28 protein-coding genes are annotated in these 22,880 nt (G+C 63.5%); 7 read left to right on the top strand and 21 right to left on the bottom strand.

Annotation, left to right across the window (positions count from 1 at the left end; translation table 11 throughout):
- Nucleotides 1-426 precede the first annotated feature (426 nt).
- Genes ACIGKL_RS02040 through puuE form a run of 4 tightly spaced genes read right to left on the bottom strand, consistent with a single transcriptional unit; the run spans nt 427 to nt 3,778 of the window.
- The gene (locus tag ACIGKL_RS02040; RefSeq protein WP_397485058.1) at nt 427-1,728 is read right to left on the bottom strand and encodes a urate hydroxylase PuuD; all 1,302 of its coding nucleotides are present in this window, start codon (nt 1,726-1,728) and stop codon (nt 427-429) included.
- Between the two features lie 47 nt (nt 1,729-1,775).
- Nucleotides 1,776-2,279 (bottom strand): ureidoglycolate lyase, encoded by a 504-nt coding sequence (locus ACIGKL_RS02035; RefSeq protein WP_397485057.1) that lies wholly within the window; start codon nt 2,277-2,279, stop codon nt 1,776-1,778.
- 42 nt (nt 2,280-2,321) lie between these two features.
- Complete coding sequence (gene uraD / locus ACIGKL_RS02030) at nt 2,322-2,837, bottom strand: 2-oxo-4-hydroxy-4-carboxy-5-ureidoimidazoline decarboxylase (protein WP_397485056.1); 516 nt, start codon at nt 2,835-2,837, stop codon at nt 2,322-2,324.
- A complete protein-coding gene (gene puuE, locus ACIGKL_RS02025; protein ID WP_397485055.1) occupies nt 2,834-3,778 on the bottom strand; it encodes an allantoinase PuuE in 945 nt (314 codons plus the stop codon). Before puuE ends, uraD begins: the two co-directional genes overlap by 4 nt.
- Before the next feature lie 404 nt (nt 3,779-4,182).
- Between puuE and uraH the strand changes: the two genes are divergently transcribed.
- A complete protein-coding gene (gene uraH / locus ACIGKL_RS02020; protein WP_021443269.1) occupies nt 4,183-4,536 on the top strand; it encodes a hydroxyisourate hydrolase in 354 nt (117 codons plus the stop codon).
- A gap of 658 nt (nt 4,537-5,194) precedes the next feature.
- On the opposite strand, the gene ACIGKL_RS02015 is transcribed toward uraH, so the two are convergent.
- Nucleotides 5,195-5,917 carry a 1-acylglycerol-3-phosphate O-acyltransferase gene (locus tag ACIGKL_RS02015; protein WP_397485054.1) on the bottom strand — a complete coding sequence of 241 codons (723 nt, stop codon included), beginning with the start codon at nt 5,915-5,917 and terminating at the stop codon, nt 5,195-5,197.
- 251 nt (nt 5,918-6,168) lie between these two features.
- Here ACIGKL_RS02015 and queF point away from each other — a divergent pair, with 251 nt between their 5' ends.
- Nucleotides 6,169-6,999: an NADPH-dependent 7-cyano-7-deazaguanine reductase QueF gene (gene queF, locus ACIGKL_RS02010; protein WP_397485053.1), complete on the top strand. Its 831-nt coding sequence runs from the start codon at nt 6,169-6,171 to the stop codon at nt 6,997-6,999.
- Between the two features lie 155 nt (nt 7,000-7,154).
- Here the strand turns inward: queF and ACIGKL_RS02005 are convergent, their stop codons facing one another.
- The 3 genes from ACIGKL_RS02005 to ACIGKL_RS01995 form a co-directional block, all read right to left on the bottom strand.
- Nucleotides 7,155-7,421, bottom strand: a complete 267-nt coding sequence (locus tag ACIGKL_RS02005) for a DUF4404 family protein (RefSeq protein ID WP_021441956.1) — start codon at nt 7,419-7,421, stop codon at nt 7,155-7,157.
- 117 nt (nt 7,422-7,538) lie between these two features.
- Nucleotides 7,539-8,273, bottom strand: a complete 735-nt coding sequence (locus tag ACIGKL_RS02000) for an HAD family phosphatase (protein WP_397485052.1) — start codon at nt 8,271-8,273, stop codon at nt 7,539-7,541.
- A 77-nt stretch (nt 8,274-8,350) separates the two neighbouring features.
- Nucleotides 8,351-8,761: an acyl-CoA thioesterase gene (locus ACIGKL_RS01995; RefSeq protein ID WP_397485051.1), complete on the bottom strand. Its 411-nt coding sequence runs from the start codon at nt 8,759-8,761 to the stop codon at nt 8,351-8,353.
- A 105-nt stretch (nt 8,762-8,866) separates the two neighbouring features.
- Here ACIGKL_RS01995 and ACIGKL_RS01990 point away from each other — a divergent pair, with 105 nt between their 5' ends.
- A complete protein-coding gene (locus tag ACIGKL_RS01990) occupies nt 8,867-9,571 on the top strand; it encodes a VacJ family lipoprotein (protein ID WP_397485050.1) in 705 nt (234 codons plus the stop codon).
- Nucleotides 9,572-9,626: 55 nt separating this feature from the next.
- On the opposite strand, the gene ACIGKL_RS01985 is transcribed toward ACIGKL_RS01990, so the two are convergent.
- Nucleotides 9,627-9,926 (bottom strand): PilZ domain-containing protein, encoded by a 300-nt coding sequence (locus tag ACIGKL_RS01985; protein WP_397485049.1) that lies wholly within the window; start codon nt 9,924-9,926, stop codon nt 9,627-9,629.
- 213 nt (nt 9,927-10,139) lie between these two features.
- On the opposite strand from ACIGKL_RS01985, the gene rssB reads away from it, so the two are divergent.
- Nucleotides 10,140-11,324, top strand: a complete 1,185-nt coding sequence (gene rssB, locus ACIGKL_RS01980; protein ID WP_397485048.1) for a two-component system response regulator RssB — start codon at nt 10,140-10,142, stop codon at nt 11,322-11,324.
- 8 nt (nt 11,325-11,332) lie between these two features.
- On the top strand, nt 11,333-11,815 hold the full coding sequence (rssC, locus tag ACIGKL_RS01975) for an anti-sigma factor antagonist RssC (protein ID WP_031302906.1): 483 nt from the start codon (nt 11,333-11,335) through the stop codon (nt 11,813-11,815).
- Nucleotides 11,816-11,939: 124 nt separating this feature from the next.
- Here the strand turns inward: rssC and tal are convergent, their stop codons facing one another.
- Nucleotides 11,940-12,866 (bottom strand): transaldolase, encoded by a 927-nt coding sequence (tal, locus tag ACIGKL_RS01970; RefSeq protein WP_397485047.1) that lies wholly within the window; start codon nt 12,864-12,866, stop codon nt 11,940-11,942.
- Between the two features lie 202 nt (nt 12,867-13,068).
- Between tal and ACIGKL_RS01965 the strand changes: the two genes are divergently transcribed.
- Nucleotides 13,069-13,395 carry a transcriptional repressor gene (locus ACIGKL_RS01965; protein WP_397485046.1) on the top strand — a complete coding sequence of 109 codons (327 nt, stop codon included), beginning with the start codon at nt 13,069-13,071 and terminating at the stop codon, nt 13,393-13,395.
- On the opposite strand, the gene dusA is transcribed toward ACIGKL_RS01965, so the two are convergent.
- Nucleotides 13,365-14,375, bottom strand: a complete 1,011-nt coding sequence (gene dusA / locus ACIGKL_RS01960; protein WP_397485045.1) for a tRNA dihydrouridine(20/20a) synthase DusA — start codon at nt 14,373-14,375, stop codon at nt 13,365-13,367. The genes ACIGKL_RS01965 and dusA overlap by 31 nt on opposite strands.
- Before the next feature lie 109 nt (nt 14,376-14,484).
- On the opposite strand from dusA, the gene ACIGKL_RS01955 reads away from it, so the two are divergent.
- Nucleotides 14,485-15,666, top strand: coding sequence for a tyrosine-type recombinase/integrase (locus ACIGKL_RS01955; RefSeq protein ID WP_397486235.1), 1,182 nt, complete (start codon nt 14,485-14,487; stop codon nt 15,664-15,666).
- Here ACIGKL_RS01955 and ACIGKL_RS01950 read toward each other — a convergent pair.
- The 10 genes from ACIGKL_RS01950 to ACIGKL_RS01905 all read right to left on the bottom strand — a co-directional run bounded on the left by ACIGKL_RS01950 (nt 15,636) and on the right by ACIGKL_RS01905 (nt 22,870).
- Nucleotides 15,636-15,911, bottom strand: a complete 276-nt coding sequence (locus ACIGKL_RS01950; RefSeq protein ID WP_397485044.1) for a pyocin activator PrtN family protein — start codon at nt 15,909-15,911, stop codon at nt 15,636-15,638. The genes ACIGKL_RS01955 and ACIGKL_RS01950 overlap by 31 nt on opposite strands.
- Nucleotides 15,912-16,065: 154 nt before the next feature.
- Nucleotides 16,066-16,425: a histone-like nucleoid-structuring protein, MvaT/MvaU family gene (locus ACIGKL_RS01945; protein ID WP_397485043.1), complete on the bottom strand. Its 360-nt coding sequence runs from the start codon at nt 16,423-16,425 to the stop codon at nt 16,066-16,068.
- A gap of 131 nt (nt 16,426-16,556) precedes the next feature.
- Nucleotides 16,557-16,826 (bottom strand): helix-turn-helix domain-containing protein, encoded by a 270-nt coding sequence (locus ACIGKL_RS01940; RefSeq protein WP_397485042.1) that lies wholly within the window; start codon nt 16,824-16,826, stop codon nt 16,557-16,559.
- The gene (locus ACIGKL_RS01935) at nt 16,827-18,152 is read right to left on the bottom strand and encodes a type II toxin-antitoxin system HipA family toxin (protein ID WP_397485041.1); all 1,326 of its coding nucleotides are present in this window, start codon (nt 18,150-18,152) and stop codon (nt 16,827-16,829) included.
- Between the two features lie 180 nt (nt 18,153-18,332).
- Nucleotides 18,333-18,560, bottom strand: a complete 228-nt coding sequence (locus ACIGKL_RS01930; RefSeq protein WP_397485040.1) for a DUF2274 domain-containing protein — start codon at nt 18,558-18,560, stop codon at nt 18,333-18,335.
- A complete protein-coding gene (locus tag ACIGKL_RS01925; RefSeq protein WP_397485039.1) occupies nt 18,557-19,822 on the bottom strand; it encodes a TrbI/VirB10 family protein in 1,266 nt (421 codons plus the stop codon). The genes ACIGKL_RS01930 and ACIGKL_RS01925 overlap by 4 nt, the downstream gene beginning before the upstream one ends.
- A gap of 2 nt (nt 19,823-19,824) precedes the next feature.
- Complete coding sequence (gene trbG / locus ACIGKL_RS01920) at nt 19,825-20,811, bottom strand: P-type conjugative transfer protein TrbG (protein ID WP_397485038.1); 987 nt, start codon at nt 20,809-20,811, stop codon at nt 19,825-19,827.
- Nucleotides 20,808-21,515 carry a conjugal transfer protein TrbF gene (trbF, locus tag ACIGKL_RS01915; RefSeq protein WP_397485037.1) on the bottom strand — a complete coding sequence of 236 codons (708 nt, stop codon included), beginning with the start codon at nt 21,513-21,515 and terminating at the stop codon, nt 20,808-20,810. The genes trbG and trbF overlap by 4 nt, the downstream gene beginning before the upstream one ends.
- Before the next feature lie 12 nt (nt 21,516-21,527).
- Nucleotides 21,528-22,688 carry a P-type conjugative transfer protein TrbL gene (trbL, locus tag ACIGKL_RS01910; RefSeq protein ID WP_397485036.1) on the bottom strand — a complete coding sequence of 387 codons (1,161 nt, stop codon included), beginning with the start codon at nt 22,686-22,688 and terminating at the stop codon, nt 21,528-21,530.
- The gene (locus tag ACIGKL_RS01905; RefSeq protein ID WP_397485035.1) at nt 22,685-22,870 is read right to left on the bottom strand and encodes a hypothetical protein; all 186 of its coding nucleotides are present in this window, start codon (nt 22,868-22,870) and stop codon (nt 22,685-22,687) included. Before ACIGKL_RS01905 ends, trbL begins: the two co-directional genes overlap by 4 nt.
- Between the last annotated feature and the right edge of the window lie 10 nt (nt 22,871-22,880).

The following is a 22,880-nucleotide window of genomic DNA, read 5'->3' as shown; positions in this document are numbered from 1 at the left end:
TTGTTTTTATATGGTCATGGGCTTACACGAGGCTTCACGGCACCTCTGCTCTGCTCGAAGGAAAACTGTCCAATCGGTCAGAATGTGTCGACTATACAACTTGTGGACATGGTTAAAAACAATTTATTTATGGATTGTGCACAAAAAACTGAACCGCCGGTCAGCTTGCGCTGCCGGCGGTTCGGCGGGGTGTAGGGTTTGCGCTTGAGTCGTTCCGGCGCGAAGCAGGGGCCTAGGGTGGACATGGCGCAGCCTTGTCCGCCAATGTCCTTTCGCGGCGCGGCGGTGGACAAGCCTTGGGCATGTCCACCCCTCCGGGTCGGCGCGCTTCCAGCGCATTCTTGTGGAGCCGCGGCCCGCAGGGGCCACTGATGGCAGGCTATAAAAAAATGCCGCGCCCAGTCACGGGCGCGGCATGTGTGGCAATCAGTTGGTCTGGGCGCCCTGGGCGATCCAGCTGCCGATCAAATCGCGCTCGTCCTGGGTCATCTGGGTGATGTTGCCCAGCGGCATGATCTGCGTGGCCACGGTCTGCGCATGGATCTTGGCCGCCTGCGCCTTCATCTGCTCGGGGGTGTCGAGCATGAAGCCGGCCGGCGCGGTGCTGAACATCGGGCTGCTCGGGGTGGCCGAGTGGCAGACGGTGCAGCGCTCGTGGATCACGCTCTCGACCTTGGCGAAGTCGGCGCTGCCAGTGCTCGCGGTTGCGTCGGCTGCGGCGCTTTCGCTGGCGGCGGGCGCTGCGGGGGCGGCTTCGCTGACTTCCTCGACCTTGGCCAGGGTTTCGCTGGCGGCCTGTTCGACCACGGCCACCGGAGCGGCGGTCGGCGCCTGGCGCACCGGGGCGGTGACGTAGGCCAGGCAAATCATGCCCAGTGCCGCGGCCGGCAGGGTCCAGACGTACTTGCTGCTGTCGTGGCGGGTGTTGAAGTAGTGGCGTACCAGTACGGCCAGGATCGCGATACCGGCCAGGATCAGCCAGTTGTACTGGCTGCCGTAGGTGCTCGGGAAGTGGTTGCTGATCATGATGAACAGCACCGGCAGGGTGAAATAGTTGTTGTGGCGCGAGCGCAGCAGGCCTTTGGCCGGCAGGGTCGGGTCAGGCGTGGTGTTGTCTTCGATCGCCTTAACCAGCGCGCGCTGGGCCGGCATGATGGTGAAGAACACGTTGCCGACCATGATGGTGCCGATGATGGCGCCGACATGGATGTACGCCGCGCGGCCGCTGAATATCTGGCTGAAGCCATAGGCGGCGGCGATGATCAGCACGAACAGCACGGCGCCGAGCAGGGCCGGGCGCTTGCCCAGCGGCGAGTCGCAGAGGAAGTGATAGGCCACGTAGCCGGCGATCATCGAGCCGAAGCCGATGACGATGCCCATGGCCGGTGCCAGTTCGACGCCCGGCTTGATCAGGTACAGGCTGGGGTTGAGGTAGTACACCACCAGCATCAGGGCGATGCCCGACAGCCAGGTGGCATAGGCCTCCCATTTGAACCAGTGCAGGTTCTCCGGCATTTTCGGCGGAGCCAGCTTGTACTTTTCCAGGTGGTAGATACCGCCGCCGTGAATCGCCCAGAGGTCGCCCGACAGGCCCTCGCGGGGATTGCTGCGGTTGAGGTTGTTCTCCAGCCAGACGAAATAGAAGGATGCGCCGATCCAGGCGATGCCGGTGATCATATGGATCCAGCGGATGCCCAGGTTTAGCCATTCGGTGAAATGTGCTTCCACGATCTGTACCTCTTTCCCGGGGGAGGCACGCCAGCCCCGGGCTTCTCTTATTGGTGGGGGTTGAGGAGAAGGAGCTCGTCCTCATTGAAGAAATGCTCATCGCAGTTGTTGCCGGAACCACTGCGATCAACCACCAGGAAGTCATCCCGCTTTTCGATCGTCAGCACCGGGTGGTGCCAGACGCCGCGATGGTAATTGATGCCCTGCCTGCCATTGCTGAGGAAGGCACGGACGGACCCTGATACAGGTACATCGCCAACGGGCGCGACCACGATCAGAAAGGGGTTGCCGAGCAGCGGAATGAAGGCCTGGCTGCCCAGCGGATGGCGTTCCAGCATGCGGATGGTCAAGGGCATCTGCAGCGCCTCGGCGCTGAAGATGCTGATGATGGCCTGATCCTCCGGCTGCGCGGTCTGCACCGTGGCCAGCTTGTGATAGCGGCGGGTGGAGCCGTTGTTGATCATGAAGAAGTCGCTGCCGTTGGTTTCGATCACGTCACCGAAAGGGGCGAAGGCTTCTTTGCTCAGGGGCTCGATGGTCAGGCTACGCATGGCTGTTCTACTTGTTCTGCTCGGTTGAATGGGACTGCGGCCTTACAGCTGCTGCAGGCGGAACATGGCGATCTTGTTGATCTCGGCCAGGGCGGTCTGGAATTCCTGCTCCGGCGTGTTGTGAATGCGCTCCTCGAAGGCGGCCAGTATCTGATGGCGGTTGCTGCCCTTGACGGCCTTGATGAAGGGGAAGCCGAACTTGGCCTTGTAGGCGTCGTTGAGTTCGGTGAAACGGGCGAACTCCTCGGCGCTGCATTCGTGGATGCCGGCGCCGGACTGCTCGGCGGTGCTGGAGGCGGTCAGCTCGCCGCGCACGGCAGCCTTGCCGGCCAGGTCCGGGTGCGCGTTGATCAGCGCCAGCTGCGCCTCATGGCTGGCGGACAGGAGGATGTCGGCCATGCGCTGCTGCAGGCCGTCGATCTCGTCGACGGCTGCGTCCAGGCCGAGATCGTAGGCCTTCTCGGCGACCCAGGGCGAGTGCTCGTAGATGTCGGCGAAGGCGGCAACGAAGGCCTCGCGGCTCAGCTGGGACGGGGTCAGGGTCTGGAAACGGCTCATTTGCTGCTCTCTTGTTCGGCGGTCGCACGGAAGGGGTGGGTGGCGTGCCAGTGCTTGGCGATGTCGACGCGGCGGGCGCACCAGACCTTGTCGTGGCTCTTCACGTAATCGAGGAAGCGTGCCAGCGAAGCCAGGCGCGCCGGGCGGCCGAGCAGGCGGCAGTGCATGCCGATCGACAGCATCTTCGGCGCGCCGGCCTCGCCCTCGGCGTAGAGCACGTCGAAGGCGTCCTTGAGGTATTCGAAGAAGTCGTCGCCCTTGTTGAAGCCCTGCACCTGGGTGAAGCGCATGTCGTTGGTGTCCAGGGTGTAGGGAATCACCAGGTGCGGTTTCTCCGCGGTGCTGGCCGGGTCCCAGTAGGGCAGGTCGTCGTCGTAGGTGTCGGAGTCGTAGAGGAAACCGCCTTCCTCGCGCACGATGCGCCGGGTGTTCGGACCCAGGCGGCCGGTGTACCAGCCCAGCGGGCGCTCGCCGGTCAGCTCGGTGAGGATGCGGATGGCCTCGAGCATGTGCTCGCGCTCGGTGGCCTCGTCCATGTTCTGGTAATCGATCCAGCGGTAGCCGTGGCTGCAGATCTCGTGACCGGCGGCGACCATCTGGCGGATCGCCTCGGGATGACGCTGGGCGGCCATGGCCACGGCGAACACGGTCAGCGGAATGTCGTGTTTCTTGAACAGGGTGAGCAGACGCCACACGCCGGCGCGGCTGCCGTACTCGTAGAGCGACTCCATGCACAGGTTGCGCTGGCCCTGCAGCGGCTGGGCGGCGACCATCTCGGAGAGAAAGGCCTCGGATTCCTTGTCGCCATGGAGGATGTTGCGCTCGCCGCCTTCCTCGTAGTTGAGCACGAAGGACAAGGCGATGCGGGCATCGCCCGGCCAGTGCGGATGCGGAGGGGTGTCGCCGTAGCCGATCAAATCGCGTGGGTAATCAGCGCTCACTGCAGTCTTCCTATCTGGAACGTTGCGGTCACTGCGCGCCTCGGGATCGGATGGCCGCGCGACCGGGATGGCTAATTGTATACAAAGTTAGTTGCCGTTTGTAAATCGACTTTTCGTCATTTTCTTCCCTGCTCGAGCAAGCAAGAAACTTGCCTGATTGGTCAGCTATGTGCTCCGCTGCTGGCGCGGCTGCTGAGTTGCATGCCGATAGGATGTGAGCGGGTCGGTTGTCGGGTCGGGCCTTTCACTGGATTTATTGTGTACAATTTTTGTGTAAAGTGTTTTATATTCGTCCTGCGTGCTATCCTGCCAGAGCGTCGGAGCACTGCGACGAGCCGATTTCAACAGAGTAGAGGAGGTGTGGTGTCCGTGTAGCCGCAGGCCGCGACGGGCGCCCGAGAGCCATGGGACGTTTGACTACGCATGTACTGGACGCCGCGCACGGTTGTCCGGGGAGTGACATCAAGGTCGAGCTGTACCGCGTCGAAGGCGCGCAGCTGGAGCTGATCAACAGCGTTACCACCAACCACGACGGCCGTTGTGATGCGCCGGTGCTGCAGGGCGAGGACTATCGCACGGGCGTCTACCAGCTGCACTTCCACGCCGGCGACTACTACCGCGCCCGCGGCGTGAAACTGCCGGATACGGCGTTCCTCGATGTAGTGGTGCTGCGCTTCGGCATCGACGCCGGCCAGGAGCACTATCACGTGCCGCTACTGATTTCCCCCTACAGCTACTCCACCTACCGCGGTAGCTGAGTGACTGGCGGGCCAACTGCCCGTCAGACGAATGCTTGTCACCCTCAGACTCGTTCGAGTCCTTACGCCCGCTCACACTGCGGGCTTTTTTTTTTGCTCGCGTGTAGGGTGCGCCGTGCGCACCGGAACCCCACGCGGCAGGCTGCAGCGCGTCGAATCCGGTGCGCATGGCGCACCCTGCCGAGCGACCCGTCGCCCGGACGAAATCCGGGGCCGGCGATATGCTTGCAACGAGCGCGCCTACCTGCGGTTGACGGGCCAAACGAAAAACCCCGGCACGCCGGTAATACTGTTCACTTAAGGTCGTGCGCGCTTTGCTCCTCTCTCACATTTATGGGAGAGGGGCCGGGGGAGAGGGCTGAAAACACCGCGAAACTGCCAGTTTTCCCCTCTCCGAACGCGGCCCGCCCTAACCCTCTCCCCAGAGAGGCGAGGGGACTGATCGTGTCCGTCCGATGCTTAATTGAACAGCTTTACCGCATGCCGGGTTTCTTTATGGCCATGTCTCCGTTGGCCATTGCACCTCTGTAGGAGCGGCTTCAGCCGCGAAATTCGCGGATAAATCCGCTCCCGTAGCATCGACCCGTAACGGGGGCATCGCCTTCTTCATGGGAGCAACTGGTCGAAACCGCTCTCGATCATCCTGGGCGCGAGTGCTTCAGGCCTGCGCCAGCTCGCGATCCATGGCGGCGATGCAGTCGCTCATCGCCTGCTGGCAGCGTTCGATCAGCGCCGGCATGTCGTCCAGGCTGAGGCCGGCGGTGGGGATCGCCGGCAGCGAACGGATCAGGATGCGGCCGCTGTCCCAGCGGTTCAGGCGCATGGCTTGGGCATAGTTGCTGACGCACACCGGGATGATCGGCACGCCGGCGGCGATGGCCATCTGGAATGCGCCTTTCTTGAACGGCAGCAGGCCGTGCCCCAGGTTGCGCGTGCCTTCGGGGAATACCCAGATCGAGGTGTCGCGCTGGCGCAGGGTTTCGGTGGTGGTCAGCATGGCGCGCTTGGCGGCGGCCGGGTTGCTGCGGTCGATCAGCACGTTGCCGGACAGCCAGTACAGCTGGCCGAAGAGGGGCAGCCACTTCAGGCTCTGTTTGCCGATGCTCACGGTGCGTCGCGGCACCACGCGACCGAGCACGTAGAGGTCGTAGTTGGACTGGTGGTTGGCGATGATCACGCAGGCGCGCCGATGCTCCCGCAGTGGGCGCACCTCGGTTTTAAGCTTAAGGCGCAGCAGGCACAGGGCCGGCAGGGAATAGAGGCGGGCACAGAGGCGGCTGTTGTCCGGGTTGAACGGTCGGCACAGGCCGATCAGCAGGCCGACCAGCCCGGCGAGGATGAAATGCACGCCCATCAGCAGCATGCGCAGAACGAAGAGCATTATTGGTACGACCGTCAGGGAAAAAGGCCGCGCAGTGTACGGGCGTTCACTCTGTCGGGCAATTGCGCCGAACGGCCGGCTGGCGAGCGGCAATATCCGGGAATGTCGGCCTCGCGCGCGCCCCTTGGCTCGGCGCGGTCTCCATCGTGTTCGTGCGGGGGCTGCAGCCCCGGCGGTCATCGCCCGGCAACGACAAGCCGGCGGCAAAGCGATTAAACTCGTCGGGTTTTTGCCGACCCGGATTCCCCGTCATGCAGCACCCCGCCGAACACTCCCCGCTGGGCAAGTCCAGCCAGTACATCGCCGAATACAGCCCCGCGCTGCTGTTCCCCATCCCGCGTGCGGCGAAATGGGCCGAGCTGGGCCTGGATGGCGAGCACTTGCCGTATCGCGGCGTGGACTACTGGAACTGCTACGAGCTGTCCTGGCTGCTGCCCTCGGGCAAGCCGGTGGTGGCCATCGGCGAATTCGCCATCCCGGCCGACTCGCCGCACATCATCGAATCGAAATCCTTCAAGCTCTACCTCAACTCGCTGAACCAGACGCCCTTCGCCACCTGGGACGAGGTGCAGGCGACCCTGGTGCGCGATCTCTCTGCGGTGGCCGGCAAGCCGGTGGCGGTCCGCCTGCGCAGCCTGGCCGAGGTGGCCGACGAGGGCGTGGCGGCCTTGCCCGGCGTCTGTATCGACGAGCTGGACATCAGCGTCAGCCAGTACGATCAGCCGCAACCCGAACTGCTGCGTTGCGACCCGGAACGCGTGGTGGAGGAGAGCCTGCATAGCCACCTGCTGAAGTCCAACTGCCCGGTCACCGGCCAACCGGACTGGGGCAGCCTGGTGGTGCAGTACCGCGGCGCGGCGCTGGATCACGCCAGCCTGCTGGCCTATCTGGTGAGCTTTCGCCAGCACGCCGACTTTCACGAGCAGTGCGTCGAGCGCATCTTCCTCGACCTGCAGCGCCTGCTGCAGCCGCAGAGCCTGACGGTCTACGCGCGCTACGTGCGTCGCGGTGGGCTGGATATCAATCCCTACCGCAGCAGCGAGGCGCTCGCCGCGGACAATGCCCGCCTGGTGCGTCAGTAGTCGACGGCAGGAACGGCTGCAGTGCGCGTGCCCGGTAAAACCCAGTGACGAAAAATGCCGCTGCCCCGGCAGCGGGCGAGCGGCATTCGGCGTCGTAGCCCGGATGCAATCCGGGTTGCGGTCTGGGCGATGTTCCTGACCAGGGGCGTGGGCGTTCAGATGCCCATATTGGCCAGGCTCTGCATGATATTGCGCAGGGTGCCGGCGAGGGTCGGGTGGCTGGCTTCGAAGCGCTCCACCGCGAGGTTGACGCCGTCGACCAGGGTGGCGTCCGGTGCGGCCGCCGCCTGGCGCGCCAGTTGCAATTCGATCTCCTGGGTCAGGACGTAGAGCGATGCCCGTTCTTCCTCGCTGAGCGGTGGATCCTGGGCCAGTTGGTCGCGCAGGGTTTCCAGTTGCTGCTGCAGGTCGCGTGCTGGCATGGGGTTCTCCCTTGTCTGAAGACATAGGCATTGACCTCGGACTGCCGTCGAAGGTTTCGGCCTGAGTTCAAGGGTACTCCAAGCCTGCCGGCTTTGCCTGATCTCGATCAAACCGCTTCAGGGCTTTTCCCCCTTGCGGCGGCGCATGCCGATATCGGCCAGGCTTGGGCCGATTTCGCCGAGGTGGTCGATCACCGAGTGGCTGCCCAGGCGATACAGCTGCAGCGTGGCCTGCGCCCGCAGGTGTTCGCGCTCGCCGTCGCTCAGGGCTTGCCAGTCGGCCGGCGCCAGGCCGCACAGCGGGCCGCAGGCGGCCAGGCCGATAGTCCAGCAGCCGGCATTGAGCCCGGCGCGCAGCAGCAGCGGGTTACCGCTGACCAGGATGCAGCCGTCGAGGCGCTCGACCTGCAACTGGCTGAGTGCCTGCCAGCAGGCGTCCGGCGCCGGCCAGGGACGGGCGCTGCGCCCGCTGCCGGCCGCCAGCGGCGCGGGCAGGGCCTCGGCCAGGCGCGCACTGGCGTCCGCGGGCAGGCTGTCCAGCCAGGCGCAGGGCGTGCCCTGAGCCTGCAGTTGCTGCAGCAACGGCGCGGCGCCGGGGGTAAGTTCGGCGTGCTCGTCGGCGACGGCCGCCAGCATCTGCTGCAGCGCCTGCCGTTCCTGGGCCTGCGGCGCCCGGCCGAGCAGTTCGCTCAGGGCCTGCTCGGGGTAGTGGGCGCCGGCGGGCAGCTCGACATCGGGGTGCAGGCGCTGCAGGGCGACCGGCAGGGTGCGGGCGCCGAAGTCGACCAGGCCGCCCGAGAGTTCGAACAACACCGCGGTAGGCGGTGCGAGGGTGGGGCTGGTGTGTGGCATGAGGTGCATCCCTGGCAATGGTCTAGGCCACTCTAGGGCGCACAGATGACCAAAGGATGACCGGGCGATGACGCCGCTCAGCCTCCGCCGAGCAGGGCGCGCAGGTGCTCGGGCAGGGGCACCGCGCGTTCGCGGGCATGCTCGACCCAGACCAGCTTGCAATAGCCCTCGCCATAGCAGCGCTGCGGATCTTCCAGGGTCGACAGGCGGTGTTCGAGCACCAGGCTGCTGCGCCCCAGGGCCCCGGCGTAAAGCTCTACCACCACGGTGGCGGGGTGAACCACGGGTTTCAGGTAGGTGTGCTGCGTCTGCAGCACCACCGGGCCCTGCGGGGCGTCGCTCATCGCCACGCCGACGCGTTCGAACCAGGCGACCCGCGCTTCTTCCAGGTATTGCATATAAAGGCTGTTGTTGACGTGCCCGTAGCTATCCATGTCGCCCCAGCGCACGGGGATGTGGGCGGTGTGCAGAAGCATTTTCTCGATCATCGGGGTTGTCCGCTATGCTGCCATCAGGGGGCTCAGGCTATATACTGCGCGGCCTCGGCGACCGCTGGCGGGTCGCCACACTACTTTTCTCAAGGAGAGACTGCAATGCATGTGATCGGTGCTCGCTGGATCGTGCGCCTCGGCGGCCTGATGGTGCTCGTCGGCCTGGGTCTGCTGCCTGCGATGGCGCAGGCCGCCTCGGAGGACGATCCCTGGGAAGGCTTCAACCGCGCCATGTTCCGCTTCAACGACACCCTCGACACCTATGCGCTCAAGCCCGTGGCGCAGGGGTATCAGGCGGTCACCCCGCAGTTTCTGGAGGACGGCGTGCACAACGTGTTCGGCAACCTGGGCGATGTCGGCAACCTGGCCAACAACCTGCTGCAGGGCAAGCTGCACGACGCCGGGGTGGATACCGGGCGCCTGATCTTCAACACCACCTTCGGCCTGCTCGGCTTCTTCGACGTGGCCACGCCGATGGGGCTGCAGAAGAACGACGAGGACTTCGGCCAGACCCTCGGCGCCTGGGGCCTGGGCAGCGGCCCCTACCTGGTGATTCCGTTCCTCGGCCCGAGCAGCGTGCGCGACGCCACCGGCAAGCTGCCGGACAGCTTCCTCGAGCCCTATCCCTATATGGGCCACGTGCCGACGCGCAACGTCACCCGCGCCGTGGATGTGGTCGATACCCGCGCCAGCCTGCTGTCGGCGGAGAAGCTGATCAGCGGCGACAAGTACATCTTCATCCGCAACGCCTACCTGCAGAACCGCGAGTTCAAGGTGCAGGACGGCCAGGTCGAAGACGACTTCTGAGTTTGGCGGGCATGAAAAAGGCGGCCCTTGGCCGCCTTTTTCGTAAGTGCAGATGTCAGCTCATCGACAGAATGGCCAGGCCCAGCGACTGGCGGCCGTCGCCCAGATCGGCGATACGCACCACCTCGGCCTGGGCGTCGAGGCCGGCCAGCTCGCTGTGTTCGGAGGGGATGTGGACCTTGACCCGCTCGCCCATGCTCAGCGCGACCTCGGCCTCGAGTTGCATGCCGGTACTGGACAGATCCAGGCACAGCGCGGAAATTTCCCGCCCGCCATGGTGCAGGGTGACTGGCGCTTCCAGTCGCATGCGGATGTAGTCGCGTTTCTCGCTGTACGCTCGATCACTCTGACTCATGGACGCCGTCCTCTTGTTATAGGGCTCTTCCGCGGTTCTTATAACCCTCGCCGATTTGCCCTGTAAAGTCGCCGAACGACGACAGGCGCCGGCTTGAATCGCTCGGCGGATGGGAGTACCGTCTGCCCCTTGAATTCGCCCTGGCGCCGCCTACGCGGCGCCGCGCCACGGGCCGTCACCCAATTGCCCCGGCGCAGTTTGCCTGGATACCCCATGCACAAAACCAGTGCCACTCTGCTGATCATCGATGACGACGAAGTCGTGCGTGCCAGCCTCGCGGCCTACCTCGAGGACAGCGGCTTCAAGGTGCTGCAGGCCAGCAACGGTCTGCAGGGGCTGGAAGTGTTCCAGCAGGCCAAGCCCGACCTGATGATCTGCGACCTGCGCATGCCGCAGGTCGATGGCCTCGAACTGATCCGCCGGATCAATGCCCTCGGCGTCGAGGTGCCGGTGATCGTGGTGTCCGGCGCCGGGGTCATGAACGATGCGGTGGAGGCCTTGCGCCTGGGCGCCGCCGACTATCTGATCAAGCCCCTGGAAGACCTGGCGGTGCTCGAGCACTCGGTGCGCCGCGCCCTCGATCGCTCGCGCCTGCGCCTGGAAAACCAGCGCTACCGCGAGAAGCTGGAAACCGCCAACCGCGAGCTGCAGGCCAGCCTGCACCTGTTGCAGGAAGACCAGAACGCCGGGCGCCAGGTGCAGATGAACATGCTGCCGGTGACGCCCTGGCACGCCGACAGCCTGACCTTCGCCCACCAGATCATTCCTTCGCTGTACCTGTCCGGCGACTTCGTCGACTACTTCCGCGTCGACGAGCGCCGCATCGCCTTCTACCTGGCCGACGTGTCCGGCCACGGCGCGTCCTCGGCCTTCGTCACCGTGCTGCTCAAGTTCATGACCACCCGGCTGCTCTACGAGTCGCGTCGCGGCGGCCTGCTGCCGGAGTTCAAGCCCTCGGAAGTGCTCGGCCACATCAACCGCGGGCTGATTAACTGCAAGCTGGGCAAGCACGTGACCATGCTCGGCGGGGTGATCGACGAGCAGAGCGGGCAGCTGACCTACAGCATTGGCGGCCACCTGCCGTTGCCGGTGTTGTTTGAGAAAGGCGAGGCCCGTTATCTGGAAGGCCGCGGGCTGCCGGTGGGCCTGTTCGAGGAGGCCGAATACGCCGATCACGTCATGCCGCTGCCTGAGTCGTTCAGCCTGACGCTGTTGTCGGACGGCATTCTCGACCTGTTGCCGGGCGAGACGCTGAAGGACAAGGAATTGGCGCTGCCACAACTGGTTAGCCAGGCTGGCGGCAGTCTAGACGGTTTGCGTCAAGTTCTCGGTCTGGCCAATCTGGGCGAGATGCCGGATGATATCGCCTTGCTGGTGTTAAGCAGGAACCTTGCATGAATCCTGGGATAAGCCCCGGTCGTATCCAATTCGCCGAGCAGGACGGGACCTTCGTCCTCAAATTCGTCGGCGAAGTGCGCCTGACGCTCTGTTCGGCGCTGGATGCCACGATTGAAAAGATCTTCACCGCGCTGAATTTCTCGGCCATCGTCATCGATCTGACCGAAACCCGCAGCATCGACAGCACCACCCTCGGCCTGCTGGCCAAGCTGTCGATCCTGTCGCGGCAGAAGGTCGGTCTGTTGCCCACCGTGGTCACCACTCACGACGACATCACCCGCCTGCTGCAGTCGATGGGCTTCGATCAGGTATTCAATATCGTCGACCGGCCGGTGCCGTGCCCGGAGGCGCTGGACGATCTGCCGTCGCAGGATCAGTCCGAAGAGGTGGTCAAGGCCAAGGTGCTGGAGGCCCACCGCATCCTTATGGGGCTCAACGACTCCAACCGCGAGGCTTTCCACGACCTGGTCAGCGCCCTCGAACGGCACTGACAGGCGAACAATGCAAAGGGGCGCCCGCATGCAGGCGCCCCTTTTTGTTGCCTGCCATCCATGGCGGCTACCCTTCGGGCCGTCGCAAGCGACGTCAAAAAACGCTCCTGGCGTTTTTTGCGTTTCAGGCCTTGGCGGCGAGCAGCGCTTCGAGCTTTTCCTGGTCGCGGGCGAACAGGCGGATGCCTTCGGCGAGTTTCTCGGTGGCCATGGCGTCTTCGTTCAGCGCCCAGCGGAAGGCACTCTCATCCAGGCTGCGGCGGGCTTCGCCGGCGGCGCCGGGGGCCAGTCGGCGGCTCAGCGGGCCCTGGTCGTCGGCCAGTTGCTGCAGCAGCTCCGGGCTGATGGTCAGGCGGTCGCAGCCGGCCAGTTGTTCGATCTGGCCCAGGTTGCGGAAGCTCGCCCCCATCACCACGGTCTGGTAGCCGTTGGCCTTGTAGTAGTCGTAGATGCGCGCCACCGACTGTACGCCGGGGTCCTCGGCGCCGACGAAGTCGCGGCCCTCGGCCTTCTTGTACCAGTCGTAGATGCGTCCGACGAAGGGCGAGATGAGGAATACCCCGGCATCGGCGCAGGCCTGGGCCTGGGCGAAGGCGAACAGCAGGGTCAGGTTGGTCTGCACGCCGGTTTTTTCCAGCTGTTCGGCGGCGCGAATGCCTTCCCAGGTCGAGGCGATCTTGATCAGCACCCGTTCACGGCCGATGCCGGCCTGCTGGTAGAGGTCGATCAGGCGCTCGGCGCGGCGCAGGGTGGCGTTGGTGTCGAAGGACAGGCGGGCGTCCACCTCGGTGGAGATACGCCCGGGAATCACCTTGAGGATTTCCTGGCCGACGGCCACGGCGAAGTGGTCGCAGGCCAGGCCGAGGTCGCCTTGGCCAGCAGCCACGGCGCGCTCCAGCAGCTCGGCGTAACGCGGCAGCGCGGCGGCCTTGAGCAGCAGCGAGGGGTTGGTGGTGGCATCCACCGGTTGCAGGCGGGCGATGGCGTCGAGGTCGCCGGTGTCGGCAACCACGGTGGTGAACTGCTTGAGTTGTTCCAGCTTGGAGGTCATGACGGAGCCTTGTCGTTGCGGATGTCACGACCTTACCCGAGGCGCCTGGGCGGCTCAACGGGCAGCGAGGGGCGTCGCGCTGACAATATTTACGCTTGCGGGCTGCGCTTTTTCCCATCTCATCCGTCTTACTAGATGAATCTCGGAAAACAGACCCGGTCGGTGGAGTCCGGCCGCGGACCCGTCATCAAGGAGCCAGTCCATGTCGCGCCCAGCCACAGCCCCGTCCACGCCGCACACCGCCCCCGATAGCCGCCAGTTCCGCCAGCTGCTGCAGGCGGTCGGGCTGCGCTGCAGCATGCCGCGGCTGAAGGTGGTCGAGGCGCTGTACGGCGCCGACGACGAGCAGGGGATATCCAGCCGCGAGTTGCATCGCCAACTGAGCGAGGCCGGCGAACCGCTGTCGCTGGTCAGCGTGCGCCAGGTGCTGCGGCGCATGCAGGACAAGGGCATGGTCCAGGTCGTGGGCCGCAGCCGCTACTGCCTGGCGCCGCTGGATCAGTGCCCGCGCAGCAGCTCGGCGGCCTGATCGAGCAGCGCCAGCGGATCCTTGACCTTGTGGATGTCCACCGATAGCCGCTGGCGGAAACGCCGCGCGCCGTGGAAACCCTGGGCCAGGCCGAGCACGTGGCGGGTGATGTGATGCAGGGTCCCGCCTTCGCGCAGGTGCTGCTCGACATAGGGGCGCAGGGCGAGCAGGGCGTCCATGCGGGTGATGTCGCTGTCCGCGGCGCCGAATAGACGGCTGTCCACCTGCGCCAGCAGGAAGGGATTGTGGTAGGCCTCGCGGCCGAGCATCACGCCGTCGAAGGTCTGCAGGTGCGCCTCGCATTCCTCCAGGGTCTTGATGCCGCCGTTGAGGACGATCTCCAGGTCGGGGAAATCCTGCTTGAGTTGGGCGGCGACTTCGTAGCGCAGCGGCGGCACCTCGCGGTTCTCCTTCGGCGACAGGCCTTCGAGAATGGCGATACGCGCGTGCACGGTGAAACTGCGGCAGCCGGCATCACGCACCTGGCCGACGAAGTCGCACAGCTCGGCATAGCTGTCGCGGCCGTTGATACCGATGCGGTGCTTGACCGTCACCGGGATGCTCACCGCGTCCTGCATGGCCTTGACGCAGTCGGCCACCAACCCCGGATGGCCCATCAGGCAGGCGCCGATCATGTTGTTCTGCACCCGGTCGCTGGGGCAGCCGACGTTGAGGTTGACCTCGTCGTAACCGTGCTGCTCGGCCATCTTGGCGCAGGCGGCGAGGTCCTGCGGATTGCTGCCGCCCAGTTGCAACGCCAGCGGATGCTCGCACTCGCTGTAGCGCAGGAAGCGCTGGCGATCGCCGTGAATCAGCGCACCGCTGGTGACCATCTCGGTGTAGAGCAGGGCATGGCGCGACAGCTGACGCAGAAAGAAGCGGCAATGGCGGTCGGTCCAGTCCATCATCGGGGCGACGGAGAAACGGCGGGACAGGGGAGGGCGCATGGTTTCTGGCTTTGAGGTTGATTCTAGAGGCATTGGTTCAGGTCGATTGAAGGCCGAAAAGGCTCGTTTTTGCCCGTTTTTGCGCATGTGGTGCTAAAATTTAGCACTGATAAATGCATTTTAAGCACTGGTGATGAGCGATATGGGAACGATCACTCGGCGCGTGAACAAAAGCGGGCAGACCAAGTACACGGTTCAGATTCGGCTGCGCCGCAAGGGAGTCATAGTCTACCAAGAAAGCCAGTCCTTCGATCGTAAGCCGGCTGCCCGCGCCTGGATGATGAGGAGGGAGGCCGAGCTTGCGTTGCCCGGTGCTCTCGAAAAGGCTTCGCGGGAAGATGTGCCGCTCAAGAAAATCATTGAGCGCTATCTGGAGGAGTACGAGCTGATCCGCCCGCTCGGAACAACGAAGCGAGCTACCTTGAAAGCGATCAGTGGAACTTGGCTAGGCCAGGTCGCTGATGTCGATCTGACAAGTCAGAAGCTGGTTGAGTATGCGCAATGGCGAATGGGCAAGGAGGGCGGCGGCGTTCAGGCCCAGACCGTTGGGAACGATCTCGCGCACCTTGGTGCGGTCCTGTCTGTCGCTAAGCCTGCCTGGGGGTATGAGATCGACGCGAGCGCCATGACTGATGCGCGCAAGGTGCTGCGTAAACTGGGTATGGTAACTCGGAGTCGAGAGCGTGATCGGAGACCGAGCGGGGATGAGTTGGACAAATTGCTTGCCTACTTTTTCGATCTCCAGGCACGCAGGCCTAGCGCGATACATATGCCCAAGGTCATAGCTTTTGCGATCTTCTCGACGCGTAGGCAGGAGGAAATCACGCGGATTCGCTGGGAGGATCTGGATGAGCGGCGGCAGGCGGTGCTTGTTCGGGATATGAAAAATCCTGGGCAGAAGATTGGCAATGATGTCTGGTGTCATCTGCCGGAGGAGGCTTGGCAGATTATTCAGAGCATGCCTAAGTCTTGCCGAGAGATATTCCCGTACTGCTCGGACTCAATTTCTGCGGCCTTCACTCGTGCCTGCAAGTTTCTGACTATCAAGGATCTGCACTTCCATGATCTGCGCCATGATGGCGTGAGTCGGCTCTTCGAGATGGATTGGGATATACCAAGGGTCGCGAGCGTATCAGGGCATCGCGACTGGAACTCCATGCGTCGTTATACCCATTTGAATGGGCGAGGAGACCCCTACAAGGATTGGCCTTGGCTGGAAAAAATCATTGGAGCCCCTGTAGTGCTGGGTGCGCGGGTGGCGCTTGGCCCTGCAGGAGATCGAGGGGGTGCGCTTCAGGCGAGGCGCCGTCGATCCATCAACTGATCCTGCTCTCTGATTGCAGCCTCTCGCTGTCTATCGATGTAGGCAGCGAGATCCTCCAAATGCACGCCGAGGTTGGCCTTCTGCGAATTCGCGCCCAGTCGTATCACGGGAAGGTCTATTTCTCCCATCAGGCGCTTGCGTTTGAACTTGTCTACCGAAAGGCCAAGGAAATCTCGGCAGACCCATTCGATAGGAATTACGGCCTGTCCGTCGTACTGAGCCATCAGCAAAAACAGTGTTTTCATTGCTCCATGCCATAGCACCATTCCAATGGATTCAGCCTATTGGCGTTAGGTCTGATGGCAAACAAGCTAAGTCGTAGATGGGCGCGGGGGAGCGGGTGACGCCTTGGACGGCGTCGGCACCGTTGGTGAAACGGCGCCAAGGGTCGGTAAATTGTTATTGCAGCCAGCTTTCGACGACGTCAGCGCCGAACTCTTCTTTCCAGGCTTTCAAGACTTTGTGGTTGCCACCTTTGGTTTCAACAACTTCGCCGGTCTTGGGGTTCTTGTAGCGTTTTACCTGGCGAGGACGACGCACTCCAGAGTCCTGTTTGCTGAGCTTGCCGACTTTGGTTTGCGGGTCGAGGATGGTGATGATGTCGCGCAGGCCTTTGTCGTACTTGGACATCAGGGCGCGGAGCTTTTCCTCGAACTCCATTTCTTTCTTCAGGCCATCATCCTTCTTGAGAGCTTCCAGCTCTGCCAGTTGAGCGGCCAGTTGCTGTTCAAGGGCACGAAATTCGGCAAGCTTCGACATTCTATGTGCTTCCTTTTATATGGCTGATCTGATTATTAACTATAACTCGATTCCACGACTGTTGCAGATAATAAAAGTGAGGGTTGCAGCGTGGGCAGAAATATCACCCTTGAGGAGGGGGCCGGCTGCTTCTATTGATGTCGTGTCTTCGGCACAATGCCAACTTGCATCCCAAATGGATTGAATACGCTGTTCAGGGTCTGCACGGTTGGATTTGATTCGTCATGCTCCAGTTGACGGAGGGCGCGCAGGGAGAGTTTGCACATTTGCGCGAAACGGGCCTGCTGCAATCCGGTGATTTCCTTCCGCAACTTGCGCACAGCCTGGCCGATGCTCATCTCGCCCGATGCCAGTTGGGTCTGTATTTCGCTCAGAATACGGTTGCGCTCGATGATGTCCATTCAGACAAGCCCCCATCGGCTGAGTCGTTGCTGGAGGTTTCGCAGTGCAATACGCGGATGATTCATGGTGGAGTCTGGTAGCCCCTGATCGCTCAGTAGGTCGGGAAGGGCGAGGAAGTTGTGCGCTGCGCCTCTGAGCCTTTCATATAGAACATCTGCGTCGGTCCATTGCCTTAATGCAGCACAGGCTTGGCGCCAGTTGACCTCGCCGGCAATCTCTATAGGTTGCGGCCATTTTGTAGTGCGAGTGATGCCTTCATCATCCATCACCATGGGGGCAAGGTCGTAGACGGGGGCGAGTTTCAGGCCCGTGCTGTTTCGCAAGATCGACGTATTGCGGCCATGGTTGTCCGAATTGCCAAGGATCTGGTTGAGTAAGTCGCGCTGTAGATACTCAAAGATCATGTCGTCAACCTGCGCGCCTTGCCCCGTCTGTTGCCACAGCCTGGCCAGGTGCTTCAGGGCGTCGGTATGCAGCAGGTAGCTGCCCGGCACGGTCACTCCTGCCAGTGAGTAAAGGGACTCCATGGCGCTGCGCTCCACACCCGCGGCGCTAAGATGACGGTCAAAACGACGCATCCACAGGCTAGGTTTACGGCCTTCCTCCAGAGCCAGGCCTTCGGCAGGTACAGTATCCAGGCCAAGTTGCTGAATGGCCCTGTAGAAGCAGAACTCGCTACGCAGGATGTCTTGGTCGGTCTGCCTAGCCTGGTTTCGCGCGAACTTCACGAACCAGTGGCAGGTTGCATAGGCATCCGGCAGAGCCGCATCTGGGTGCAAGGCACCTTCTCGGTCTTCAGTCAGCAACAGTTTGGGCGCTTCGCCACCCGCGCCAGTGGCGCCGCCGATAGCCGCACCCTGCTCGTAGGCGTATTCCAGAAAGCGCGAGTCGCGGTTGATTACTTCTTCGCGAGAGAAACCCAGCAGCGGACTTCCTTGAAGTGCTAATGCCGCCTCCTTGATGCGCAGGTTGCCCACTGGCGCCGGGGCGCATCGACTCAACAGAAATAGGTCCAGTTCCAGATTCTTGGGTTTCTGTTCGCCCAAACGCTGGAGTAGGAAACGGCGTGCGGCGCCTGCGGGCAATATGTCGTGCAGGAATGCGGGAGCAGCGGTGCCCCGATAGGAGTCCCAACCCAACGGCACTGTGGCGCTAACTGCATGCTCAAGGCGGCTGCCGATATGCTCCAGCGTCTCAAGCAGATATGTCTGCTCATAGCCAAAAGAGCACACCCCTGCCAGACCTGCCTCGGGCTGCTCGAAGTTGAGGTGCATGGCGTCATGCCAGGCATGGCCGCTGTACAGTTGCAGGGTGAGAGAGTGCATATAGGCTCCGGCACTTTAATGCCTTTAAAGCTACTGGTTGTCACAGATAAAGGCAATAAAATGCCGTAAATTACTCCTGGTCCAGATTTAAAGAGCACTTTAGTGCCGATTTGTGGGGTCTGATCAATAGCGATTTCCAGGCTTGATCGCAATGGCTGGCTTGCGACAAAGCGCTCAATCTCAAGAGGTGGATTCCGTGTTGGCCCTCCTGAACACTCGGTCCCTCGCCATAAACGCCTCCAGCATGTGCGGGATGAGCGCTAGCGCATCGACTTCTTCGCCATAGGTTTGCGAGTGCAGCGCCGCGTAGCGCTCGAGGTCAACCTTCAGGCTGGCCGGGCAGGTGAAGGTCAGCTTCAGGTTCTCGGTTTTCGGCAGCGGGCCGAGGCGCAGCTTGGTCGTGCTCATTGCGGGCTCCTCTGGTGGATGGAGAAAGGCTGATAGGGGGGCAGCACCAGATCTCGGTTGACGATCACGCGCAGGGGCAGTCCTGGGCGCTGGGTCAGCGTGGGTTGGATATCGAGGTTGCGACGGGTAACCTCCTGGCCAACCTGATTCACCGTGTCCTGCAGGCTGTCGCGCCCGGCGATGATGATGCGGTCGCCATCGGTGCGACTGGTCGGTGCCGCCAGCTCGGCGCCGATACCCAGCAGGCTGGTCATGGCCGCGCCGGCGACAATCCGATCCCAGTGCCAGTCGACGCCATCCTCGAGACCGGCATAGCCGGCAGCGTCGGTACCGATCAGGTTGTCGAGTTGGAAGGACGAGGTGTCCGGCAGGATCACCCGCTGCCACACCACCTGCACGCGGCTTTGCCCGAAGCTCACTTGGCTGTTGTAGCGACCCAGCAGGCGCGCACCTTGCGGAATCAGCACATGCTGGCCGGTGGCGCTGTCGTAGACCGGTTCGGTCACCGTGGCGATCACGTCGCCGGGTAGATCCGATTTGATACCGGTGACCAGCGCCGCCGCGATGACGGTTCCGGCCATCACCTGGTAGGGCGAGTCAGGCATCTGCAGCAAGCCGGAATTACGGATTTGTGCATTTACGGATTTACTGAGAAACGCCTCGTTCCGTTTCTGCCGGGTCGGCGCTCCTGCGGTTGCGGCTACCGCGCCTGACGAGGCCATACCCAGGATCATGGGATCGGGTTGGGCGCCCCCAGTGGGTACGACGTTCGATTTTCTCGCACCGCCGGTTTGGAAAAACACCGAGGACAGCGCCGCTTCCTCGGCCTCCTTGAGCCGCGCAAGGCGCTCGGCTTCAGCGGCATCCGGACCATGGCTGTAGCCCTGCGCTTGGTGCTCGGCCCTGAGGATAGGCCCGCCCAGATCGCCGGGCAGCGGCGGGCCTAGTTGCGGTATTTCGGGAGCAGGTGGACGCGGCAGCTGCGAGTAATCTGCCGGCAACTGCTCCAGCCCCTCGGAGCGCGCCACCCGGTCGACGTTGTATAGCTCGTTCGGCTCGGCGCCCTGGCGGTGCTGCTGCGGTTGTAGCGACCACAGCATGGCTCCGAGTACCGCAGCCGATAGGCCGCCGACCACTGCTGCCAGCATGCGCGGATTGAGTCGGGTGACCGGACGCGGCTTGGCGCGCAGCTCCAGCGACTCCGGCGCTTCCTTGGGCGGTAGCGAGTTAGCCGGGCTTTGGATGTCGTCCTTGGCCGTCATGCTCAGCGCCTCCGTAACACGCCATCGGTGCGCTCGATCCGCACCACGTCACCCTTGTCGGCGCCCAGGCGCAGCTCGGCCGCGCCGAACAGGCGGTCGACGATGTAGTAGGGCGAGCGGAAGCGGTAGTTAACCAGCTGTCCGTCGCCTTCGGGGCCAATTACGAACAGCGGCGGCAACTCGCCCTGGGCGATGCCAGCGGGGAACTGGATATACACCTTGCGGCCGTCGTCGAAGGCACGTAGCGGCTTCCAGGGCGGGTTGCTGCCGCTGATCGCATAGCGAAAGCGCAGCTGCTCCAGCGCCAGGCCGGTCTCCACCGGCGCTGCGGCCTGGGCGGTGCTGGCGTGGTGTTGCAGGGCAAGCATGCGATCCTTCGGATAGTCCCAGGACACCGACGCCATCCAGGCGTGCTCGGTGGAGGTCAGCTCGATCAGGTAGGTGCGGCGCGTGGTGGTGATCACCAGGTTGGTCTTGAGGTCGACCCGCGTCGGTTTGATCAGCACGCTGGTGCGTAGCTCGTCGCCGCTGCCACTGGAGGTATCACCGACGATCCAGCGCACCGTGTCGCCGGCGGCCACGGTGACCAGCTCCTCGCCGGGCTGCAGGTTGATTGCCGTCACCCGACCCGGGCTGGTGTACACCTGATACAGCGCGCCATCGGAGTAGGGCCAGACCTGGATGGCGTTGATATAGCCCTCCCGGCTCGGCGCCACACGTGCCTCGCGATTGGCACGCGAGACCCGCGCACGCTCATCAGCCGGTTCCTTGGCTGGCTTGCTGCGCTGAGTTTCCGGCAGTGGCTTGAGCTGGGCAGGCAGGGCCAGAGGCTTGGGGACTGCCACCACCTCGATCGGCTTGGGCGGCTCTGGTAGACGCTGCGCCTCGACAGGTTCGTCCAGGGCGATTACCGGTGGCTGCTGACTAGCGCAGCCGGCCAGTAGGCTCAGCAGCAGAGGGCAGATACAGAGCTTCAGGGCGGTTTTCATGGTTTCTTGGCTCCTTCCGTAGTGTCCAGCTCACGGCTCCAGGACAGGCCGTTGACGTAGATGCCGAGCGGGTTGCGGCGCAGTTTTTCCTCGGTGCGCGGAGGCTGCAGCACCAGCGAGATCACCGCGGTCCAGCGCTCCAGGCCGGCGGCTGAACCATTCACGAAACGGCGCTCGATCCAGCGCACCTGGAACGAGCTGTCGCTGGCACGCACCACACTGGTGACTTCCACCGATACCGACTCCTTGCCGACCCGAGTGAAGGGATCGTTGGCGCGGGCATAGTCGTTGAGGGTGGCCGCGCCGCGGTCGGTGGTGGAGTGATAGGCCTCCAGCCAGTTCTGCCGGACCACCACCGGATCGATTGATATCGAGCGCACCTGCTCGATAAAGCGCGCCAGGTGGTGCGCGATCTGCGCATCCTGGGGCTGGTAGGGGCTGGCGGCTTCGCCGAGGGCGCGTACCTGGCCGAGGTTGTCGACCTCCACCACGTAGGGCGTCACCATCGACTGCGCCGAACGCCAGACCAGCCCGCTGGCCATCAGCAGCGCCAGGCCCAAGCAACCGAAAGCCATCAGCCGCCAGTTACGTGCCTGCGCCAGGCTGCTGCCCATGCGTAGATCCCAGGCCTGTGCCGCGGCCTGGTAGGGCGTGATGGGTTGAGGGGTATCGCTGTAGCGCACCCGTGGACGTCTGAATCGCATCCTTGTACTCCTTTACGAACTCGATGGGTCGCGGATCTGCGGCCCGGGTGATGAGCCACCGCCATCGCCACCGCGCAGGGTGTGGACGACCGTATTGGTGGCCTGCGAGAGTTGTTGTCTGCGCTGCAGGCGCCTGGCCCAGTCGGGCTGTTTGGTCGGGGCAGTTGCAGGATCGGAAGCGGCGGGCGCGCCGCTAGCTGCAGCGCTGGAAGAGGCTCCTGCCAGAGAGCGAGCGCCACCCATTGCCAAGCGTGCTGCACCGGGCGCCATACGGGCGCCGGCCAATACCGCTCCGCCGACACCTGTTGCTACTGCAGCAGCACCTGCTGCCATACCCGCCGCGCCGAGTGCGGTACCGGCTGCTGCACCAGCACCCAGTTGTGGTGCGCCGGAGACCAGCCCGGTGGCGATGCCTGGGCCGAAGATGCCCAGGCCGAGCAAGGCCAGCGAGGCGAGCATTACCACCAGCGCATGGTCGATGGAGGGCTCGTCCGGCACAGCCTGGAACTCGGCGAACAGCCCGCTGCCAATGCCGACGATCACTGCCAGCACCAGCACCTTGATGCCGGACGCGACCACGTTGCCCAGCACCTTCTCGGCGAGAAAGGCGGTCTTGTTCCACAGCGCGAAGGGCACCAGCACGAAGCCGGCGAGGGTGGTCAGCTTGAATTCGACCAAGGTCACGAACAGCTGAATGGCCAGGAAGAAGAAACTGACGATCACCACCAGCCAGGCGAGAAACAGCACCAGGATGCTGTGCAGGTTGCTGAATACTTCGGGAAATCCACTGAGGGAGCTGATCTGCTCAAGCAGCGGCCCTCCGACATCAACCCCAATCGCGGCCAACCGCCCCGGCTGCAGAAACTCCGCATGACTCAACCCGGAACCTGAGGCCAGCAGACCCAACCCGGCGAAGGAGTTGAAGACGATCTTCGCCAGCACGTTGAAGTTGCCGATGATGAAGGCGAAGGCGCCTACATAGAGGACCTTGCGAATCAGCTTGGCGCTGACATCCTCACCGCCCATGGCCCAGAACAGCCCGGCCAGGGTCATGTCGATCACCACCAGGGTCATGGTGAGAAAGGCCACCTCACCGCCGAGCAGGCCGAAGCCCGTGTCGATGTACAACCCGAACACTTCGAGGAATCGGTCGATGACGCTGACGTCGTTCATTGTACGTTCTCGTCGAAGCTTGGCGGGATCGCGGGCAAGTCGGTAGGCCGGACAAACTCGCCAGGCCGGGCGCAGCCGGAGTAGAAGCGCTCAGCCGAATCGTCTTGCCGTGCCACGACGCCATCGTCGCCATGCCCGCAAGCAGCCAGCGCGAGCAGCGGCAGCAGTGCCAGGATTTTCATGTGGGGCCTC

The organism is Pseudomonas sp. NPDC077186, assembly GCF_044543505.1.
In the GTDB taxonomy this organism is placed as follows: Bacteria; Pseudomonadota; Gammaproteobacteria; order Pseudomonadales; family Pseudomonadaceae; genus Aquipseudomonas.
Note: the sequence above shows the minus strand (reverse complement) of the source record. Positions and strands in the feature narration are given on the sequence as shown.

Excerpts from the sequence above, each read along its gene's own strand:
- ACIGKL_RS02035 (WP_397485057.1), bottom strand. The coding sequence starts at position 2,279 with ATGCGTAGCCTGACCATCGAGCCCCTGAGCAAAGAAGCCTTCGCCCCT.
- uraD (WP_397485056.1), bottom strand. The coding sequence starts at position 2,837 with ATGAGCCGTTTCCAGACCCTGACCCCGTCCCAGCTGAGCCGCGAGGCC.
- uraH (WP_021443269.1), top strand. The coding sequence starts at position 4,183 with ATGGGACGTTTGACTACGCATGTACTGGACGCCGCGCACGGTTGTCCG.
- ACIGKL_RS02015 (WP_397485054.1), bottom strand. The coding sequence starts at position 5,917 with ATGCTCTTCGTTCTGCGCATGCTGCTGATGGGCGTGCATTTCATCCTC.
- queF (WP_397485053.1), top strand. The coding sequence starts at position 6,169 with ATGCAGCACCCCGCCGAACACTCCCCGCTGGGCAAGTCCAGCCAGTAC.
- ACIGKL_RS02005 (WP_021441956.1), bottom strand. The coding sequence starts at position 7,421 with ATGCCAGCACGCGACCTGCAGCAGCAACTGGAAACCCTGCGCGACCAA.
- ACIGKL_RS02000 (WP_397485052.1), bottom strand. The coding sequence starts at position 8,273 with ATGCCACACACCAGCCCCACCCTCGCACCGCCTACCGCGGTGTTGTTC.
- ACIGKL_RS01995 (WP_397485051.1), bottom strand. The coding sequence starts at position 8,761 with ATGATCGAGAAAATGCTTCTGCACACCGCCCACATCCCCGTGCGCTGG.
- ACIGKL_RS01990 (WP_397485050.1), top strand. The coding sequence starts at position 8,867 with ATGCATGTGATCGGTGCTCGCTGGATCGTGCGCCTCGGCGGCCTGATG.
- ACIGKL_RS01985 (WP_397485049.1), bottom strand. The coding sequence starts at position 9,926 with ATGAGTCAGAGTGATCGAGCGTACAGCGAGAAACGCGACTACATCCGC.
- rssB (WP_397485048.1), top strand. The coding sequence starts at position 10,140 with ATGCACAAAACCAGTGCCACTCTGCTGATCATCGATGACGACGAAGTC.
- tal (WP_397485047.1), bottom strand. The coding sequence starts at position 12,866 with ATGACCTCCAAGCTGGAACAACTCAAGCAGTTCACCACCGTGGTTGCC.
- ACIGKL_RS01965 (WP_397485046.1), top strand. The coding sequence starts at position 13,069 with ATGTCGCGCCCAGCCACAGCCCCGTCCACGCCGCACACCGCCCCCGAT.
- dusA (WP_397485045.1), bottom strand. The coding sequence starts at position 14,375 with ATGCCTCTAGAATCAACCTCAAAGCCAGAAACCATGCGCCCTCCCCTG.
- ACIGKL_RS01955 (WP_397486235.1), top strand. The coding sequence starts at position 14,485 with ATGGGAACGATCACTCGGCGCGTGAACAAAAGCGGGCAGACCAAGTAC.
- ACIGKL_RS01950 (WP_397485044.1), bottom strand. The coding sequence starts at position 15,911 with ATGAAAACACTGTTTTTGCTGATGGCTCAGTACGACGGACAGGCCGTA.
- ACIGKL_RS01945 (WP_397485043.1), bottom strand. The coding sequence starts at position 16,425 with ATGTCGAAGCTTGCCGAATTTCGTGCCCTTGAACAGCAACTGGCCGCT.
- ACIGKL_RS01940 (WP_397485042.1), bottom strand. The coding sequence starts at position 16,826 with ATGGACATCATCGAGCGCAACCGTATTCTGAGCGAAATACAGACCCAA.
- ACIGKL_RS01935 (WP_397485041.1), bottom strand. The coding sequence starts at position 18,152 with ATGCACTCTCTCACCCTGCAACTGTACAGCGGCCATGCCTGGCATGAC.
- ACIGKL_RS01930 (WP_397485040.1), bottom strand. The coding sequence starts at position 18,560 with ATGAGCACGACCAAGCTGCGCCTCGGCCCGCTGCCGAAAACCGAGAAC.
- ACIGKL_RS01925 (WP_397485039.1), bottom strand. The coding sequence starts at position 19,822 with ATGACGGCCAAGGACGACATCCAAAGCCCGGCTAACTCGCTACCGCCC.
- trbG (WP_397485038.1), bottom strand. The coding sequence starts at position 20,811 with ATGAAAACCGCCCTGAAGCTCTGTATCTGCCCTCTGCTGCTGAGCCTA.
- trbF (WP_397485037.1), bottom strand. The coding sequence starts at position 21,515 with ATGCGATTCAGACGTCCACGGGTGCGCTACAGCGATACCCCTCAACCC.
- trbL (WP_397485036.1), bottom strand. The coding sequence starts at position 22,688 with ATGAACGACGTCAGCGTCATCGACCGATTCCTCGAAGTGTTCGGGTTG.
- ACIGKL_RS01905 (WP_397485035.1), bottom strand. The coding sequence starts at position 22,870 with ATGAAAATCCTGGCACTGCTGCCGCTGCTCGCGCTGGCTGCTTGCGGG.